General features: G+C 36.5%; 7 protein-coding genes. All 7 read left to right on the top strand.

The window, feature by feature from the left end; translation table 11 throughout:
* Positions 1-272: 272 nt before the first annotated feature.
* Entirely contained in the window at positions 273-3,932 is a 3,660-nt protein-coding gene (locus tag IEV84_RS15440; RefSeq protein WP_188495541.1) for a hybrid sensor histidine kinase/response regulator transcription factor, read from the top strand.
* A gap of 347 nt (positions 3,933-4,279) precedes the next feature.
* Positions 4,280-9,526: a cadherin-like domain-containing protein gene (locus IEV84_RS15435; protein ID WP_188495539.1), complete on the top strand. Its 5,247-nt coding sequence runs from the start codon at positions 4,280-4,282 to the stop codon at positions 9,524-9,526.
* 4 nt (positions 9,527-9,530) lie between these two features.
* Positions 9,531-10,226 (top strand): glycoside hydrolase family 78 protein, encoded by a 696-nt coding sequence (locus tag IEV84_RS15430; protein WP_188495537.1) that lies wholly within the window; start codon positions 9,531-9,533, stop codon positions 10,224-10,226.
* A 237-nt stretch (positions 10,227-10,463) separates the two neighbouring features.
* Positions 10,464-12,872, top strand: coding sequence for a glycoside hydrolase family 2 TIM barrel-domain containing protein (locus IEV84_RS15425; RefSeq protein WP_188495535.1), 2,409 nt, complete (start codon positions 10,464-10,466; stop codon positions 12,870-12,872).
* 194 nt (positions 12,873-13,066) lie between these two features.
* On the top strand, positions 13,067-14,785 hold the full coding sequence (locus IEV84_RS15420; RefSeq protein ID WP_188495533.1) for a fasciclin domain-containing protein: 1,719 nt from the start codon (positions 13,067-13,069) through the stop codon (positions 14,783-14,785).
* A 243-nt stretch (positions 14,786-15,028) separates the two neighbouring features.
* Positions 15,029-16,321 (top strand): glycoside hydrolase family 28 protein, encoded by a 1,293-nt coding sequence (locus IEV84_RS15415; RefSeq protein ID WP_188495531.1) that lies wholly within the window; start codon positions 15,029-15,031, stop codon positions 16,319-16,321.
* Between the two features lie 55 nt (positions 16,322-16,376).
* Positions 16,377-19,670, top strand: a complete 3,294-nt coding sequence (locus IEV84_RS15410) for a glycosyl hydrolase (RefSeq protein ID WP_188495529.1) — start codon at positions 16,377-16,379, stop codon at positions 19,668-19,670.
* Positions 19,671-19,681: the final 11 nt, after the last annotated feature.

The raw sequence follows: 19,681 nt of genomic DNA, 5'->3' as shown, positions 1-19,681 counted from the left end.
GGAACAAAGCGAACGACCGGAGAGAGACCGCTTGATTGCCCGTGATTTTGAATTGATATATTTATTGAATTATGAATATGGTAAGGGAGCATTTTTTAAGTAAAAACTAAAAGAGAGCGGACAAATTTTTAAAATAAAATTTTAAACCTTGTTTAGTATCTTTGTTTGCAATAATAAAAAATTGATAATTTATTAATTGTTATTGTTCATACAATTATATTGTTGTGTGTTAGCATTTACCAACCATCGAATTAAGAATTAACATCTAACCAATGCCTATCTTAAATAAAAAAATCAAAACTATAACAGCATTCCTTTTATTACTTCAAGTTTCGGTATTTCAACTGGAAGCTCAGGTTAATATTTTAAAATTTAATCATCTAACAGTAAATGATGGATTACCTCAAAACTCAATACATACTATAGCTAGAGATAAGTATGGTTTTATGTGGTTTGGAACATGGTGTGGTGCATGCCGATACGACGGATATTCATTTAAAGTTTTTAGAGCGAATGATAACGATTCTACTGCTTTTGGAGATAATATGATAGAAGCTATAGTTAACGATTCATTACAAAACATCTGGATAAAAACAGGAGAACCAGATTATTTATATAAATACAGTTACGAGTATGAGAATTTTAAACGCTTTCCTACCAAAAATGTAGCGCCTTACATTCTAAAACGTATTGCTCAACCTAAAGTAGCGGAAAACGATAAATATAAATTTACTTCTAGTGAATCTGGTTTACTGCAATTAAATAAAATTACCGGAAAAGAAAAGTCTTATAAAGTAAATTATAATGATCCATTTTCAATTAACGACGCATCAATTTATACCACTTATATAGATAATTTTGAAAATTTGTGGATAGGTACCCGAAGAGGTGGGGTAAATCATGCCAGTCTAAACATTAAAGCTTTTAATTATTATTATGCTGATAGTCCGGGAAAAGGACTAATTAGTAATGAAGTAAGAGCTATTTGTAAAGATAAAAGTGGTAGACTTTGGGTAGGGACAGAAGAAATGGGGGGAACAATTATAGAAACCAGTCCTCAGGGTAATAAATACTCCTATTTTAATAACAGAAATTTTATTGATAATAGAAGAGTTCGCTCTCTTTATTGCGATAGGTACGGATTTGTCTGGATAGGAACTAAAGGAGGTCTTGATAAATATGATCCTCGAACCAAAACTTTCAAACATTACGCAGCCGATAAAAAGAAACCCGGAAGTATCACGAATCCGATTATTTTTTCGGTCATGGAAGACAGTCAAGGTACGCTTTGGGTTGGTACTTATAGTGGATTAGCAAGATACGACAGGATAAATGATAAATTCGTGTATTTGTCTCCATCGATTACAGGAGGTGTACAAATCCGAGTTATCATGGAAGATCGTAAAAAAAATCTTTGGATTGCTACGGAAGATAAGGGGTTGACGAAGTTAATTCGAAGATCTGATAAATTAGGTAGTTTTAAATCAATTAGATATGTACATATCGAGGGAAAGGACGATTCTCTTATTTCTAACAGACTGTATTCACTAGCTGAAGATAATGCTGGGATGATATGGATTGCAACAAATCTAGGCTTAAGTCGCTTAAATCCAAAAGATAATACGGTTAAGAATTTTTTTATTAAAGACGGTCTGCCAGATGAAATCATAATGGGACTTTTATTTGATGGTAAAGAGTCTATTTGGATAAGTCATAAAAAAGGATTGACCCGAATGAATACCAAAACATTTGAACTCCAAAACTTTAATGTAAACGATGGGTTACAAAGTAATGAATTCAATCAAAATGCTTGTTTTAGAGATAATACATCAGGTGAAATGTTTTTTGGTGGGCAAAATGGTTTGAATTCTTTTTTTCCTGAAAATATAAAAATTAATAAATACAAACCCCAAGTTGTTTTCACACGGTTAAATGTGATGAATCAGGTGGTGCAGCCAGGAATAAAAGTTAATGATCGAGTTATACTGGAAAAATCACTTCTTTGTACTAAAGAAATTATACTGACATGGTGGGATAAAACATTCAGTATAGAATTTGCTGCTTTACATTATGCTAACCCAGAAGGAAATAAATACAAATACAAACTGGAAGGTGTAGATAACGAATGGACTTTTACCGATGCTTCTATGCGAACTGCTTCCTATTCACAGCTTCCATCAGGAACTTATACATTCAAAGTTTATGGATCCAATAGTGACGGTATCTGGAGTGATGCGCCGGCTTCTCTTAGAATAAAAATACTCCCTCCATGGTGGCTTTCCTGGTGGGCACTTGTAATATATACCATTATCGGAGGTACTATTATTGTGTTTATTCATAAATATATTATGTCTCGAATTGAAATCAGCAAAAATGAAGAAATTCATCAATCTAAACTTCAATTCTTCACAGGGATTTCACATGAATTCCGCACGCCCCTTACGCTGATTATTGATCCGTTGGAAAAAATACTTTCAGAAAAACTGGATAAAGAAACCGTAAACAAGTATCATAGCTTGATGTACCGCAATGCTAAACAGTTACTTTTACTGATTAATCAATTACTGGATTTTCGAAAACTGGAATCTGGACATTTGACCTTAAACAAGCAGCAGTCGGATATTGTTGTTTTTGTAAAAACGGCAGCAGCTGCATTCGAATCAAGAGCAAAAGACAAGGGAATACATTTTTCAATAAAATCATCAGTAAGCAATTTGAATACCTATTTTGATGCTGCTAAAATGAATATGGTCTTGAATAATTTGTTATCCAACGCTTTTAAATTTACACCTAAAGGAGGTGAGGTTTCTGTAAATATTGCTGTTCCAGATGAAGAAAATAGAATGCTTGTGATAAAAGTACACAATACAGGGGAGGGGATATCAGAAGAAGAGCAGGAAAAAGTTTTTGATATTTTTTATCAATCGGATAATTCGAATATACAACAAGAAGGTTCCGGAGTGGGATTAGCATTAACTAAAGAATTGGTAGAGTTGCATGGTGGGAAAATTGTATTGGAAAGTAAATTAGGTCAAGGTGCTACTTTTTCGGTTTTTCTTCCCATTTCAGAGGAAGAAGAAGAATCGAAAATGGAATTTTCTCAGCAAGAATTTATTATTGGAGAAGAAAGTTTATTAGCCAATACTGTACAAACAACGGATTCCTCTGATGAGTTGCCATTACTTTTAATTGTCGATGATAATGCAGATATTCGTAATTATATAGCCCTGAACTTTAGTAACGAGTATCGCATTATTTTAGCTACCAATGGCTCGGAAGGTTTACTACAAGCCATAGAGACAATCCCGGATATTGTGGTAAGTGATGTGATGATGCCTGATATGAATGGATTAGAATTGTGTCGAAAATTGAAATCCGATGAACGTACCAGTCATATTCCGGTAATTTTACTTACTGCACGCCAGTCAGACGAGTCGAAATTAGAAGGCTACGAAACTGGTGCCGATGCTTATGTTACTAAACCTTTCAATTCCAATGTTCTTAAGGTTCAAATAAGAAATCTTCTTGAGCAACGTCAACGTTTACGTGAACTATTTTCGAAAGGTTCTGCTATCGAAATTAAGAAAATTGCAATAAACGTTACCGACGAAGCTTTTCTTAATAAAGTAGTCCAACATATACATGAGAATTTGGAAGACGAAGAATTTAATATTAATACACTTTCCGAACTACTTAATATGAGTCGTTCGCAGTTCTATCGCAAGATAAAAGCACTTACTAATCAATCATTGTTGGATTTTGTTACAACAATTCGTATGAACAAAGCATTGGAGTATTTGTTAAGTGGTGAATATAATATTTCAGAAACAGCCTATAAGGTTGGCTATAGTATGTCCAGTAATTTTACCAGAACTTTCACCCGCCATTTTGGAGTAAGTCCATCCAAATATTTAGAGTCAATTAAGAAATAAAAGATTCAACATAGTTTGTTGCAACATGAAAAAAGTTGCTATTCGAGAAATTCGGGTAGCAACTTTTTTTTTGATTAAAAGTTTGGGAAATAGCTGTGATATATGACTTTGTGCTTCAAAATGAATGGTTTTGATTTGTTTTGAATAGTCTTTTTACTGTCTTCAAATTTAAATTTGTTCTCTGGTCTAAATTATTTTGAAATCCAATTTATTTTACCATTACGTTCTTTCTAATTGTTTAAAACCATGATAAGAATTAAAAATATGACTAACCATTATAATTTTTGACACTATCAAAATAATAAAATTTGGAATTATTATTTAACCACTAACCAACCAATTATTACATGAAAAAACAACTACTTTTTGAATTTGTGCAGTTTCTTTTTCGAAAGTTGACTTTCAGAATGACTGCTTTTACAGTTCTTACTTTTTTGACTGTACAAACTTCTTTTGCTCAGAAATGGAATGTTATAGCCCAAGATAACGACATATCTTCGGTAAACTCTTGCTATACCTCAATTGCTGTGTTAGGAAACGTACCTTATGTTGCCTATGTTGAGGCCACATATAGTGCTGGTGCTACAGGTCCGGGTAAAGTAAAAATGAAAAATCCTTCTACTGGTGTATGGGAACAAGTGGGAACAACTTTATCTGCTCTTACAGGTTTTCCTAGACTATATAAAGACAAAATAGGGGACCTCTATGTTACTTACATAGACAGAAATAACAGTTATAAATTAGCTGTTAAAAAACTTGTATCAGGGGCATGGGTACCATTAAGTATAGGAAATGACTTTGTTTCAACTGCGGCAGGTACAGCTACATTTGCTGCGTCTGATGCGAGAGGTGATTTAGCATTTGACAATAATAATGTGCCTTATATTGCGTATTCAGAACGTGTTGGTACCACTTCAGGTAATGCGTATGTAAAACGTTTTGTCAACGGAGCATGGGAAACAGTTGGAGGAGCTGCTGTTTCTGCCGATACTTTTGCTGCTGGAAACGGCATTGCTTTTGATTCCAACAATATCCCTTATGCAGTTTATATCCAACAATCAGCATCGAATTCAGGTACGGGTGCGATTAAAGTTTTTCGTTTAACAAATAACATTTGGGAAGATATTTCGCCAGTTAGCCCAGTTGCTCCAGGAACTACTACAACAGGTGCAACGACTTCTGTTCGTCACACCAGTATTGCGATAGATGATACTAATAGCCCTGTTGTAACTTATTTTAATACAACAAGTGCAAAAGGTACAGCCATCCGTCTTACTGATAAAGTTGCTAAAACATGGACTTGGCTGGGAGACATCAGCACAAGAGATGCAAACCGTAATATGCTGATTAATGATAGTGCAGGAAATTTATATACTATATTCCAAGATGCCTTAATAGGTAGTGGAACATCGGCTACGGTTCGTGTGTTTAAAAAAGCAAGCGGTACTTCCACTTTTACTGAAGTGCAAAATTACCCAATAACTTCGGAATCAGGAGTTGGTATTGATGCGGCAGGACCAAATGTTACAACAGCTGCAACTAAATCAATTGTAAACGCTACAATTGCTTTGGGAAGTGATGCTTCTAAACCATATATTGTTTATGCCAAAACAAATGGAAGTGGCGTAGTTACACCTGTAGTTCGTCTTTTTGATCCGGGTGATCCAACTGATGTTAAAGTTATAGATAATACTAGTACTGTTGTTATGGACAACGGAATTGTGAAAGTTACTATCAGCAAAACCAGCGGAACGGTTACGAGTCTTATTTACAACGGACTTGAAATGGTTCAAGGGGGATATGGTGGAGGCTCTATCTATTGGAGTTGGAACATGCCTAATTATCAAAATCCATCCGGTTGTACCTATTCCTTAATTACAGATCCAAGTGCCAACAATTTTGATTCAGCTGAAATCAAAATGCACATGACCTGGGACGGTACGGCTAATTCAGCTGCGATGGATGTAGATATTTATTATTCGCTTCAAAGAAATGTTTCCGGATTGTATGCCGCTGCAACACTTTCACATCCGGCAACTTATCCCGCTCTCCCTGGAGGTGAATGGCGAATGGCCAGTTATCCAAATCCAAGGTTAGATTGGTTGAGTGTAGATGCTTTGAGAAACCGATTGATGCCAAGTAGTTCTGATCTTTTAAATGCTGCGGCGGTAACAGGTGCACCACCAGAAATTACCCGCTTAACTACAGGTATTTACAAAGATAAATACGAATGTAAATATGATTATAGTGCCGATTTTGGAGCTATTGATACCTGGGGGTGGAGTAGTACCACCGATAAAGTAGGTTTGTGGATTACTGCACCAAGTAAAGAATACTATCCAGGAGGACCTATGAAGCGTGAACTTACAGGACATGTTAATCCTGTTTTACTTAATATGCTTGGAGGAACTCATTATGAACAAGGTAGTGAAACTTCCGTTGCTGCTGGTGAAGAATGGCAAAAAAACTATGGTCCATTCTTGATTTATTGTAACAAAGTTGATGCTGGTACAGCTAATGCACCAATAGCCTTATGGGAAAATGCTAAAACACAAGCCAAGACCGAACAGGCAGCATGGCCGTACAGCTGGCACAACAATCCTTCTTATGTGAAACAAAGTGGTCGTGGTACAGTAACGGGTAAGTTAGTGATAAATGACTCAGGCAATGCTTCAGCTTCAGCTGCTGATACCTGGGTAGGACTTGGAATTCCACCTACAGGAAGCAGTAGTTCAACTGATTTTGAAGATTGGAGTAAAAATTATCAGTTCTGGGTAAAAACCGATGCGAATGGTAACTTTAGTATTCCAGATGTTTTACCGGGTACTTACAGTTTGTTTGCTTTTGGTCCTGGTGCCAATGGACAGCTTTCGTTGTCTAATTATGCAACTGTAACTGCTGGTAGCACAACAGCTTTAGGGAACGTAAATTGGACTCCTACACGAGTAGCAAAAACAGTTTGGGAAATTGGTAAATCTGATAGAAATGCCATGGAATTCAAACATGGTAACGATTGGTGGACCAGTAATACCTATCCTGATGCACGTTGGGGAATCTTTATGAATTACCCGGATGAATTTCCAAATGGAGTGAACTTTACCATTGGACAAAGCAATATTGCCACCGACTGGAACTTTGTACATCCTTATAATAAAACTATTCATAGCGAATCGCCTAAATGGAATGTTAATTTCAATTTAGATAGTGCACCAGTTACAGGATCTAGTGCATCAGTATATGTAGCCTTGGCTGCCAATTTTAGTTCGGCATTAATTCTTACCGTAAATGGTACAAATGTAACCGTGCCTGCAACTGGTTTTGCACCAAGTAATAATAGCAATGCCATGATTCGTAAAGGGATTCATGGTGCTTTTGCGGACACTCGTTTTACTTTTCCTGCCAGTTATCTTAAAGCTGGTGCCAACCAAATTACTTTTACCCTAAGAGTTACAGGTAGTGCAACTAGCGGAGAAGTAATGTATGATTATATAAGACTTGAAGCTGATATACCAGTTTGTTTGAAACCAACATTTACTTCTAGTCCAACAAACACAAACGGGACTACAGCTGCTAATAGCTGTGATGCTGTAGTTAATTATAATGCAGTAGCTTCTGAAAATCCAACATATTCTTATATTTTTACAGGAGCAACAACGGGCTCAGGAACTGGGACGGGTTCTGGTAGTAAATTTAATAAAGGAACAACTCAGGTAGCCATTACAGCAACTAATTCTTGTGAGAATGCAATTCATAGTTTTGATATTATCATTTCAGATTCTACAAAGCCGACTATAATTGCACCACAAAATATACAAATTAGCACAACTAATAGTGATCCTGTTACCGGAGTTCAGCTGGGTACACCAACAGTTGATGACAATTGTAGTGCTACTAATAATTTAACGGTAAGTAATGACGCTCCTTCTTCATTTTCTCAAGGAACAACTGCAGTTATCTGGACAGTAACCGATGAATCGGGTAATTCTCAAACAGCTACACAGCAGGTAATTATTACAATGAACACAGCACCAACAGCTGTTTTAGATCAAATTTCTTTATCTGAGGGAGCCACTTCAAGTGCTTTAGTTGGAGGAGCTACAAGCGTTCTTACCAACGATACTGATGCAGAAAACAATGTACTTACCGCTACTTTGGTGTCGAATGTAACCAATGGTACTCTGACCTTTAACGGAAACGGAACTTTTAGTTATGTTCATAATGGTTCAGAAACTACTACAGACAGTTTTAGCTATAAAGTCAATGACGGTACTTTGGATAGTAACATTGTTACTGTAAGTATTGCTGTTACTCCAGTTAACGATACGCCAGTAGCCGTAGCAGATGCAATTACAGTGACTGAAGGAGGGACAGCAAATGGTACTACTGTTTTGGCTAATGATAGCGATGCCGAAAACAATACTCTTACTGCTACTCTTGTTTCAAATGTAACTAATGGTATTTTGACCTTAAACAGCAACGGTACTTTCAGTTATATTCATAATGGTTCAGAAACCACTTCAGACAGTTTTACTTACAAAGCTAATGATGGTAGTTCTAATAGTAATGTAGTTACAGTAAGTATTACAGTTACTCCTGTTAATGACGCACCAATAGCCTTGGCTGATGCTGTCTCGGTAGCTAATGGAGGAACCGCTGCAGCTCTTGTTGGTAATGGTACATCTGTTTTGGCTAATGATACCGATGCCGAAAACAATGTACTTACTGCTATTCTTGTATCTAATGTAACTAATGGTTCTTTAACTTTAAACAGTAATGGTACTTTCAGTTATGTTCATAATGGTTCTAATACTACCTCAGACAGTTTTAGTTATAAAGCTAATGATGGTACTTCTAATAGTAATGTAGTCACTGTTAATATTGCAATTGCACAGTTTACTTTAGCCAACAATAATTTCACGATTGAATCTAAATCAGAAACTTGTGCTAATAAAAATAATGGACAAATAATCATCAATGCACTAAATAGTTATAATTACGTAGCTAAAATAAATGGTACAAATTATCCTTTGGTTAATAACAGCCTTACAGTTTCAAATTTAACACCTGGTACGTATTCAGTTTGCATCACTATTACAGGCAAATCTTTTGAACAATGTTATACAGCAGTCATTGCTCAAGGAGGAACTATTTCAGCAAAATCTACTATTTCTTCTGATAAGGTTGCTGTAGAAATTACCGAAGGAACTGCACCGTTTGAAGTTTTAGTTAATGGTGTGTCCCAATTCGAAACAGCTGCTTCTTCATTTACGGTAGATGTCAAACAAGGTGATTTATTGCAAGTAAAAACAGCCAAAGCCTGCGAAGGGATTTATGCAAAAAACATTGTAGGTATGGGAGGAAATGTTTCTGTTTATCCAAATCCAACTCATGGATGGGTTGAAATTACTGTACCAACTACTAAAAAAGAGGCAATCATTGAATTATATACTGTAGCAGGACAATTAATTTCAAGTGGCAATTTTACTATTGTCAACCAGAAAGTGCAACTCAATTTAGACAAAGTAGCCAGAGGAGCCTATTTAGCAAAAGTATATTTAGAAACGCCTGTAAGCGTAAAGATTATAAAATATTAAAAACATGAGAAAATATATATACTCGGGTTTTATAAGTTTCTTGTTGCTTTCTTGTAGCGGAAGTGATGATACTTTAAAAACAGTTAAAAATACAGCACCAACTGTTCCCACATTGGTAGCTCCAATAAATAACAAACTTTGTATTGACAATACGGTTAGTTTGGAATGGAATGCTTCAACAGATGCTCAAAAAGACCCAATAACTTATCAGTTACAAATAGCTACCGACAATCAATTTACACAAATTGTAAAAACGGACGAAAGTTCGCTACCTATCCAAACAGCAAGCTTAAGTAAAGGAATTGCCTACTATTGGAGGGTAAAAGCAACTGATAGTAACAATGCTTCAAGCAATTATTCATCAACCTACAGCTTCTATACTGAAGCTGTAGCGGTGACTAATCATTTGCCTTTTATGCCACAATTGGTTTTGCCTGAATTCGATGCTACCATTAGCGGTACGACAGCGGCTTTGAGTTGGACAGCATCTGATGTTGATACTAATGATGCCCTTACTTATGATGTTTTTTTAGGGACTGTGAATTCGCCAACAACTAAAGTTGGAAACAACATAACGGCTACTTCTCTAAACACAAGTGCTTTACTACCCGCTACAACTTACTATTGGAAAGTTGTTGTAAAAGACAATAAAGGAGGTGAGACTATCGGACAGATTTGGAGTTTTAAAACCAATTTGTAAACTATAGCTAAAGTTCTAGAAGCATTATGAAGAAGTTGCTATTAGAGAAACCCAGACAGCAACTATTTTTTGACTTAGAGTAGGGAAACAGTGATTATTACTGGTATTATGCTTCAAAATGAATTGTTTTGAATTGTTTTGAATAGTCCTTTTACAGCCCATGGAAATAGATTTGTAAATGAATTATTGAATCGAATAATCAATAATTTTTTCTATTAAATTATTTAATACTATAACATGAAGAACGGGAGAATTTTATCAATTATTATCGCCTTTTGTTGCACAACATTTCTTTTTGCTCAGAACAGTAATGAGAATGTTAGAATAAACCAACTTTTTAATTTTGGTTGGAAATTCAAAACTGGAGAAATCACGAATGGTCAAAATTTGATTTTCGATGATAGTGACTGGCGCAAGCTGGATTTACCACATGATTTTCAGTTTGAACAACCTTGGAACAAAGAAGCAAACCGTGGACGTGGATTTAAAGATTTGGGTGTAGGTTGGTACCGAAAAACATTCAAAGCCGATGCGAGTTGGGTTGGGAGACAAGTGTTTCTTGATTTTGAAGGCATTATGCTGCATGGTGAAGTTTGGCTAAACGGAACGAAAATTGGGGGAACTGGTTACGGTTATCTTGGTTTCGAATCTAATGTGTCTGATTTAATTAAATATGATGCTGACAATGTAGTCGCTGTTCGTTCTTCTACAGAGGGCGGATCCCGTTGGTACACCGGTGGCGGACTGTTTCGCGATGTGCATTTGGTTGTAAAAGATCCTGTATCTATTGCTCGTCATGGTATTTTTATCACTACTCCAAAAATCACTAATCAGAATGCCGAAGTGAGCGTACAGGTAGAAGTAGCAGGAATTAAAAATAAAGATTACCAACTGGAAATTATTACAAAAATATTCTCTCCAGAAGGAAAACAAGTAGCCGAAACAAAAGCTTTCGCTCCTAAAAAATCAAATCTTGTTGAAGTAGAAGTTGCTTTGCCAAAGGTTAACATCGCAAATCCACAGCTTTGGTCTTGCGAAACACCTAATTTGTATTCAGCAGAAGTATCATTGGTATTAGATGGTAAAGTGCTTGATAAGCTGACTGAAAAGTTTGGAATCCGCACCATTGAGTTTTCGAAAGAATTTGGATTAAAACTAAATGGTAAAAAGGTCTTTCTTAAAGGGGTTGCTAATCATCATGATTTGGGTGCAGTAGGTGCAGCTGCTCATGAAACAGCCATTGCCAGAATGATGGATCAATTAAAAGCTTTTGGTTTTAATCACATTCGAACTTCTCATAACCCATATTCAGAGTCCTTTTTTAGACTTGCTGATGAAAAAGGAATTTTAGTGGTTGATGAATTATACGATAAATGGGGAAGTATTCAGGCTTGGGCTGGAAGTGAGAAATGGAATGACATCTGGTACGATAATATCAAGGAATGGATTAAACGTGACCGCAATCATCCTTCGGTTGTCATGTGGAGTTTTGGAAATGAATTACAGTTTCAGGAAGAGCGTTGGAATTGGCCAACAACCGATTGGGGTGTAACTACCTATAAAATTATGGATGTAGTGGCTAAACGCTACGATCCAACCCGTAAAACTACTGTTGCCATGTATCCCGCTCGTGCTGGAGGGATTATTAGAGCCAACCCGGATTTCCGTATCAAAGAAAATATTGTTCCACCTGAATTGTCAACAGTAACAGATATCGCAAGCTTTAATTACACTTGGGAAGATTATCAGGAATATCTAAAACATGCACCCAATATGATTGTTTATCAGAGTGAGGCGGTAACCAATGAGTTGGCGGCACCTTACTTTGGAATGGATAGAGAAAAAATGGTAGGACTGGCTTATTGGGGCGGAATCGAATATTGGGGTGAATCCCAAGGTTGGCCTAGAAAAGGTTGGAACTATTCGTTTTTCAATCATTCAATGGAACCTTTTCCACAAGCTTGGTTAACCAAAAGTATTTTTACGGATGAACCTCTAGTTTATATCGGAGTGGTAGATAATGAAGGAGAATCGAAAATGTGGAACGATCAAGTTGTGGGACAAAAAGTGATTTCGGCGCATTGGAATCGTGTAGAAGGGAATAAATACAATTTGTACACCTATACCAATGCCGATGAGGTAGAATTATTAGTGAATGGAAAATCTATTGGTGTACAAAAAAATAGTACTGAGGTAACAAAACGCAATACTATTTACTGGAAAGATGTTCCTTATTCAGCAGGTAAAATTACTGCAATTGCCCGAAAAGGAGGAAAAGAAGTTGCTCGTCACGAAATGCAAACAACTGGAAAAGCAGTTGCTATAAAATTAGAAACAGAAAATCCAAATTGGAAAGCAGATGGTATGGATCTTCAATATGTTAAAGTATATGCCGTGGATAGTAATGGAAATAAAGTGCCAACTGTTGCAGGAGAAGTAACTTTTGATGTTAGCGGCCCTGCAACTATAATCGCGGTAGATAATGGAAATCATTCTAGTGATGATTTGTTTGCTGGCAATAAAAAGATATTTCACAACGGTTTTGCAATGGCTATTTTGCGTTCAGCACAAAAAGTAGGAACTGTAAAGCTGAAAGTTTCAGCTACAGGACTGAAAGGTCTTAGTAAGACATTCATAGTAAAATAAAAATTACAAAGTAACTACAACGGCTTTAGCGGCTACAACAGTGTTGCTGTTAATGATAACACTAGTTGTAGTTTAAAAAGTTAATTGAAATAAATTGACTATCTCAAACCACTGCAATCTGAATTAATAAGCTACTTCGCTTACAATAATTAACTATTTCTACAAAAAACAATATAAATTAAACTAACTAACCAATGAAGAAATTATTTAAACTCCCTCAGTTTTTGAGACTTACTTTAGCTGTTTTAACAGCTCTAGTGTTTCAAAATTGCGCCCAAGAAAATATTAAACAAACTACTGATGAAACGCTTAATATGACCGATTATATAAGAGCAAATCCAGATTATTCTATGTTTTTAGAAATTCTGAATATCACTAAATATGCTTCATTCATGAATACATACGGTACGTATACCATGTTTCTTCCAACTAATGAAGCTGTGAAACAATATTTAAAAGATGTAGGGGCTACTTCATTAAGTCAAGTACCGTTAGTAGATTTACAAAATATAGCTAAACTGCATATTTTAGATAAAAAAATAAATACTACCGATTTCACTGATGGTAAGATAGTAACACCAAGTATGCAGGGACAATATTTGATAACTGGAGCAGCTAATATCAATGGTGTTACTTATAATACAATTAATAAATCATCAAGTATTCTGGCTTCTAATGTAGAAGTAGGAAATGGTATTATTCATGTTATTGATAAAGTCTTGCGTGTTGCCGATAAAACCTTGGCACAAACAATTGAAGCAGATCCCAACCTTTCTTTATTCACTGAAGTTATGAAAGCTACTGGATGGTATGAAAAATTAAATCAACCTATAACTTTTGATGAAAATAATATAGGAAGTTATTTAACAGTATTAGCACAATCTAATGAAGTATTTGCTCAAGCTGGTTTTACCACATTAGATGATTTAAAAGCAAAATATAGTTTATCAGGCGATCCTATGGAACCAACTAATGGATTAAATTTATTTGTACAATATCATGTATTACCTAATTTAAATTATTTAGCCGATTTAGTAACAACACCAGTGTTTGAAACCCAAGCACCTCTCGAAGTTATTAGTTCTAAATTAATTGGGCAAATGATTTATTTAAATCGTGATGTGTTTGCAGGAGTTCTTGAAGAAGGAGTCTCCATAGTGAGAGATGCTAGTGATATAACTTGCTCTAATGGAGTATTACATTATGTAGATGGTCACTTTGCAATAAAAAAACGTGTTCCTTTACCAGTATATTGGGATTTGTGTAATCAGCCAGAGTTTGCTGCTAATACAAGTAATTATAGAAAAGCTGGTGGTGTAGCATTCGGATATGGAGCAGCAGGTTTTAGTGAAATAACATGGACAGGTAATCAAACATATAATGTGTCCTGGCAGCCTCAACCCTTAGGCTGGAATGGAGATCAATTGTCTATTTTCCGTCTTCGTCCGGGATCAGGTGGATTACAAAATGTTACCTTTACTACTCCAGTAATTATTAAGGGGCGTTATAAAATTTGGGTTTCTTATCGTACCAATGGAAGTGCCTCGACTCAAGTAAAAGCATTTTTTAATGGGGTTCAATTATCCCGATTAATCAATCTTAGAGAAGCTGCAAATCCTATTAGCGGTACTTCTTATGTTCCAGACAGAGTATTAGAATCTCAAGGATATAAACGCCCGATGTATCCTTTTGCGAGTACAGCGATAAATTCTAGATTGCTGGGTATAGTTGAAGTAGAAACTACAGGAAGGCATAAATTTACTTTACATTCAGATCTTGATGGCGGTGAAGCTTGGTTTGATATCGTTGAATTCCGTCCTGTAGACATGGATCAGATATGGCCTAAATTTAAAGCAGGTTTAGCTGGAGCAGGAGGATTAGTAAATAGAGAAGATGCTCCAAAAGATAATTAAATCAGTATTTTATATATAATTTAGAATGAATAACCAAATCTATGGACTGAAAGTCGATAGATTTGGTTGTTAAACTTAAAGTCTGCATGTTCAAATTTTAGAAGCTAAAATGAAATGTTCTAAAGCGTATTCTTTTAAACTTAATTTATTGACCAATAAATAATACACAATTTTAGAATGAGGAACAGAAAATAACATAAATTTAGAATTGATTATAAACACAAAACACCGATTATAATTGCTATGAAAAAAATCCTGACCCTATTGTCAGTAGCTGTAATAGCTATCACTTTAACCGCAACAGCCCAAAATCCAGTTTATGGAAAACAATATTTGATTACCGATTTTGGAGCTAAAGGCGATAGCATTAGCCTAAATACAAAGGCTATACAGGCTTGTATTGATCAATGTAGTGCCAATGGTGGAGGTACTGTCGTAATTCCTGAAGGTGTATTTAGTAGCGGTGCTATTTTCTTGAAAAAAGGAGTAAGCCTGCTTGTTGAAAAGAATGGAAAGTTAAAAGGATCTACTATATCAGCCGACTATCCCCATATTGCCACACGTTGGGAAGGAGTAGAACGGACATGGATAGCAGCCTTAGTGAATGCTATTGATTTACAAAATATTGAAATCAGCGGCGAGGGAACTATTGATGGTTCAGGTATGGTGTGGACACAGCGTGGTCTGGAATTGGTTAAGCAACAACCCACAGGAGGACATCGAATAAGTCCAACGGCACTTTTACCAAGACCCCGTTTAATGAGTATTCAAAATTGCAAGGATATAAAAATTGAAGGTTTAAGTCTAAACAACCAAGCTTCTTGGGGGCTTTTTGTATTGTACAGTACCGATGTGGATATAGCCAATTTAAAGATTACAGCAGACCATGGTATTCCAAGTTCAGATGGTATTGATATAGACTCCAGTAACAAGATTCATGTTATGGGTACATTTATAGATGTAAACGATGATTGTATTTCTATCAAATCTGGCAGGGATGAGGATGGTTGGCGTGTTAACCGCCCAGCAGAAGATATTTTAATTGAAAAATGTCATTTTGCTTATGGTCATGGTGGAGTTGCCATCGGTAGCGAAATGTCGGGAGGCATTCGCAATGTGGAAATCAGGGACTGTTTGGTTGACTCCCAAAACTGGGCTCCCATCAGATTTAAAACGCAACCCAGCCGTGGAGGTGTGGTCGAAAATATCACCTACCGAAATATCAAATTGGATAATACACGTAAAGCGTTTGAATTTGATATGGCCTGGCGCATGATTGATTCCAAGCCGGCTACTAGGGCTTTGCCCATAGTTCGTAATGTTAAAATCATTAATGTTTCGGGGACAGCTGATGTTGTGGGTAATATGAGTGGATTGGAAGCCAGTCCTATTCAGGGAGTGCAATTTAAAAATTGTAATATCAAAGCCAAAAAAGGATTCAATATTCGGTATGCCAATAATGTAGATCTTTCGGGCTTAATCATTACGGATGTTACTGGCGAGACTATAATTCGAAAAGGTATTAAAGAAAATTAATTTAGGTTTTGGTGCAATTACAACATAGACCCACAGATCCTAAAAAAATAAACAAATGAAAAAACAATTTTATACTATTGGGTTAAGCTGTATTACTGCTTTTTATACTTTACCTAGTTTTGCCCAAACAAGCAAAACTTCGCTGGAAAAAATCAGGAGTGAATTTTCTATTGGTTCGGATGCTGCTAGAACAAAACTCTGGTGGTTTCACGGAGAAACAGAAACAACTAAAGAAGGAATTACTGCCGATTTAGAGGCATTCAAACGCGAAGGAGTTGGAGGTGTAGTTTATTACGACCAACAACATGGAAAAGGAGAAAATGCTTTAGCTGCTTTTTCTCCTACTTGGTGGGATATGTTTCGCTTTGCCGCTTCTGAAGCTAAACGACTGGGGCTAACATTTGAAACGCATTTGTCTAATGGATATGTTTCCGGTGGCCCATGGATTACGGAAGAGTTGAGTATGCAGCGCCTTGATGCCACTGATACAGTGGTAAATGGAGGGAAGCGTTTTAATGCCAAACTTCCTGTTCCTATCCTAAAAAATAAATCGGGAATTGTGCGTGATGTAGCTGTTGTAGCATTTCCGGTTCCCGAAGGAAATTGGCAAACAAGTCTGAATCAATTGCCTAAAGTATCTAGCAATATAAACGAATTGAATGCTAGTCTAATCCTTTTTCCAAAAGATAATAAACTCATAAATATTCCTTCTCAAAAACCAGGAGCTTCAGTATTTATTAATTTGGAATTCAACAACTCTTTTACGGCACGCAGCATTACGTACCGTGTTCGTGCAAGAGGTAAATCAAGAACAGGCGCCATGAATATGCCTGGTCCTTCTTCTGAAGATTTCTATGGTTATGGTTATGTAAAACAACCAGATTTAGGGCAGTTGGAAGTTTCAAATGATGGGATAACGTATACTAAAGTTTGCGATTTAAAACCAATGTATGAATCGCCAACTTGGAACCAAAGAACAATTTCTTTCCCAGCGGTTAAAGGAAAATATTTCCGTCTTAATTTGCACGACTGGAACAATCCAAAAGATGCAGGACAGGATATGCCTTTTGGCAATGTGGTACTTTCAGCACAAGCCAAAATGGATCAATGGGAAGAAAAAGCTGCGTTAAATTCAGAATATATAGAAAAAGATTTAACACCTAATTATTCCAAATCTGCTTGTATAGACCCTAAAAAGATGGTGGATTTAACGACTCAAATGGACAAAAATGGCAAGTTGGTGTGGAATGTACCTGCTGGCAAATGGGTAATTATGCGTTTTGTGCGAGTGCCTATTGGAGTGAAAACAAAACACGGACGTCCTAATTTGATGGGATTAGAGAGTGACAAGCTTTCGGCTGAAGCCACCAAATTGCAATGGAACAGTTATTTTAAAGTGATGTCAGATTCCTTGAAAAAAATGGGGATTCCGTTAACGGGTTTGCACATGGACAGCCACGAAGCCGGTTCCCAAAACTGGACAGCAGGATATGAGAATAAATTCAAACAATTACGTGGCTACGATATCCATAAATATCTCCCAGCTTTGGCAGGTTATATTGTGGGTTCAAAAGAAGAAACGGATGGATTTCTTTATGATATGCGCTTGACGCTTTCCGACCTCGTTTCTGACGAATATTTTGGTACGCTAGACAGTTTGTGCCGACAAGCAGGAGTAGTTTTTACTGGACAGGCAGTAGGTAACGGACTTACTATGGTAGCCGATAATTTTAAAGCCAAAGGTCGTGTCGAAAAACCTCAAGGTGAATTTTGGGCGTACCAAACTCATGGAAGTTACGATGTGAAAGAAACTTCTTCTGCTGCACATGTTTATGGAAAACTAATTGCTTCAGCTGAAGCCTTTACCGATTTAAAATTTAGTCAATCCTTGGCGGAAGCCAAAAATGTTGCCGATTATGCTTATGCTTTTGGTGCGCAGGAATTTGTGGTTTGTGCCTCGGCATACCAACCCTGGTTAGACAAAATACCAGGAAGTACAGGTGGAGGAAGGCAATATGTATTGAACAGAAACAATACTTTTTGGAACTACAGTCGTCCATTTTGGGATTATCAGGCAAGATGTGCGGGATTGATGCGTAATGGAAAATCGGTGGCTGATTTATGTATTTATTTGGGCGAAAATGCTCCTGTAAAACTATTAGCAAATCGCTTGCCAGTAATTCCGGAAGGATATGATTTTGATGTTTGTACCAAAGATGCTTTGGTGAGTAGAATGTCTGCCAAAGAAGGACGCATTGTACTTCCTGACGGTGTTAGTTACCAAATATTATTACTTCCAAACAATGGAGATATTTCGCTGGAAGCATTGCGCCAAATTGTACAATTAGTAAAAGAAGGAGTGCCAATTTATGGCTCACGTCCAACGAGTTTAGGCTCTTTAAAAGAAGCTGCTTTCGCAAAAGAATATCAGGATTTGGTTAACCAATTGTGGGATACAAAACCATCAGGAACTAAAGTATTTGGTAAAGGAAAAGTGTATTGGGGGATGACCCTTGACGAAGTATTGGCAAAGCAAAATATCAAACCCGATGCTGCCTTTAAAAGCGGCAATACCGTTACTGACAAGGTTTATTTTGCACATCGTAGTTTAGGAGACACGGATGTTTATTTTCTAAACAACCACAGCAAAAACGTTTTTAAAGATAGTATTCGTTTACGCACCACGGCAACAAACGCCGAATATTGGGATCCGACAACTGGAAAACAATATGTTCTTCCTGTTACAGCTTCGGGTAAAGATGGTCTTTTATTAGATGTTGTTTTACAGCCTAATGAATCAGGATTTATTGTTACATCTAATCAAAATTCATCAAATCTCCCAACAAAATCGATGAACATCGAAGAAAAAGTAACATCGATTGATGGAGATTGGAAAGTGTTTTTTGACCCAAAAAGGGGAGGTCCAGGCGAAGTTACTTTTACTAATTTAAAAGATTGGACTGAAAATGAAGATAAGCGAATTAAGTATTATTCCGGAACAGCAGTGTATCGCAAGACTATTCAATTGGATAAATCTCTTTTGGATAAACAATTATTACTTCGTTTTCCACAATTGGGTTCCATTGCACGGGTTTTGATTAACGGAAAAGAGGTATCGACTGTATGGTGTAGTCCGTGGGAATCTGATATAACGCCTTACATAAAAAATGGCGAAAACACTCTTGAAATTCAGGTGGCAAATTCATTGACCAACCGAATGATAGGTGACGCATCACTACTACAATTGGAACGATTTACCTATGCTTATCCTGAAATTGCTTCGCCCAAAGATCGTTTAGTCCCTTCTGGAATCATGGATAAGGTATTGATTGTTCAGCGAATAAAGTAGACGTTTTGTTT

The sequence above is a fragment of the Flavobacterium palustre genome (assembly GCF_014639535.1).
Classification (GTDB): domain Bacteria; phylum Bacteroidota; class Bacteroidia; order Flavobacteriales; family Flavobacteriaceae; genus Flavobacterium; species Flavobacterium palustre.
Note: the sequence above shows the minus strand (reverse complement) of the source record. Positions and strands in the feature narration are given on the sequence as shown.

What these genes read in the sequence shown, in the direction of transcription:
- IEV84_RS15440 (WP_188495541.1), top strand. Translation starts at nt 273, where the DNA reads ATGCCTATCTTAAATAAAAAAATCAAAACTATAACAGCATTCCTTTTA.
- IEV84_RS15435 (WP_188495539.1), top strand. Translation starts at nt 4,280, where the DNA reads ATGAAAAAACAACTACTTTTTGAATTTGTGCAGTTTCTTTTTCGAAAG.
- IEV84_RS15430 (WP_188495537.1), top strand. Translation starts at nt 9,531, where the DNA reads ATGAGAAAATATATATACTCGGGTTTTATAAGTTTCTTGTTGCTTTCT.
- IEV84_RS15425 (WP_188495535.1), top strand. Translation starts at nt 10,464, where the DNA reads ATGAAGAACGGGAGAATTTTATCAATTATTATCGCCTTTTGTTGCACA.
- IEV84_RS15420 (WP_188495533.1), top strand. Translation starts at nt 13,067, where the DNA reads ATGAAGAAATTATTTAAACTCCCTCAGTTTTTGAGACTTACTTTAGCT.
- IEV84_RS15415 (WP_188495531.1), top strand. Translation starts at nt 15,029, where the DNA reads ATGAAAAAAATCCTGACCCTATTGTCAGTAGCTGTAATAGCTATCACT.
- IEV84_RS15410 (WP_188495529.1), top strand. Translation starts at nt 16,377, where the DNA reads ATGAAAAAACAATTTTATACTATTGGGTTAAGCTGTATTACTGCTTTT.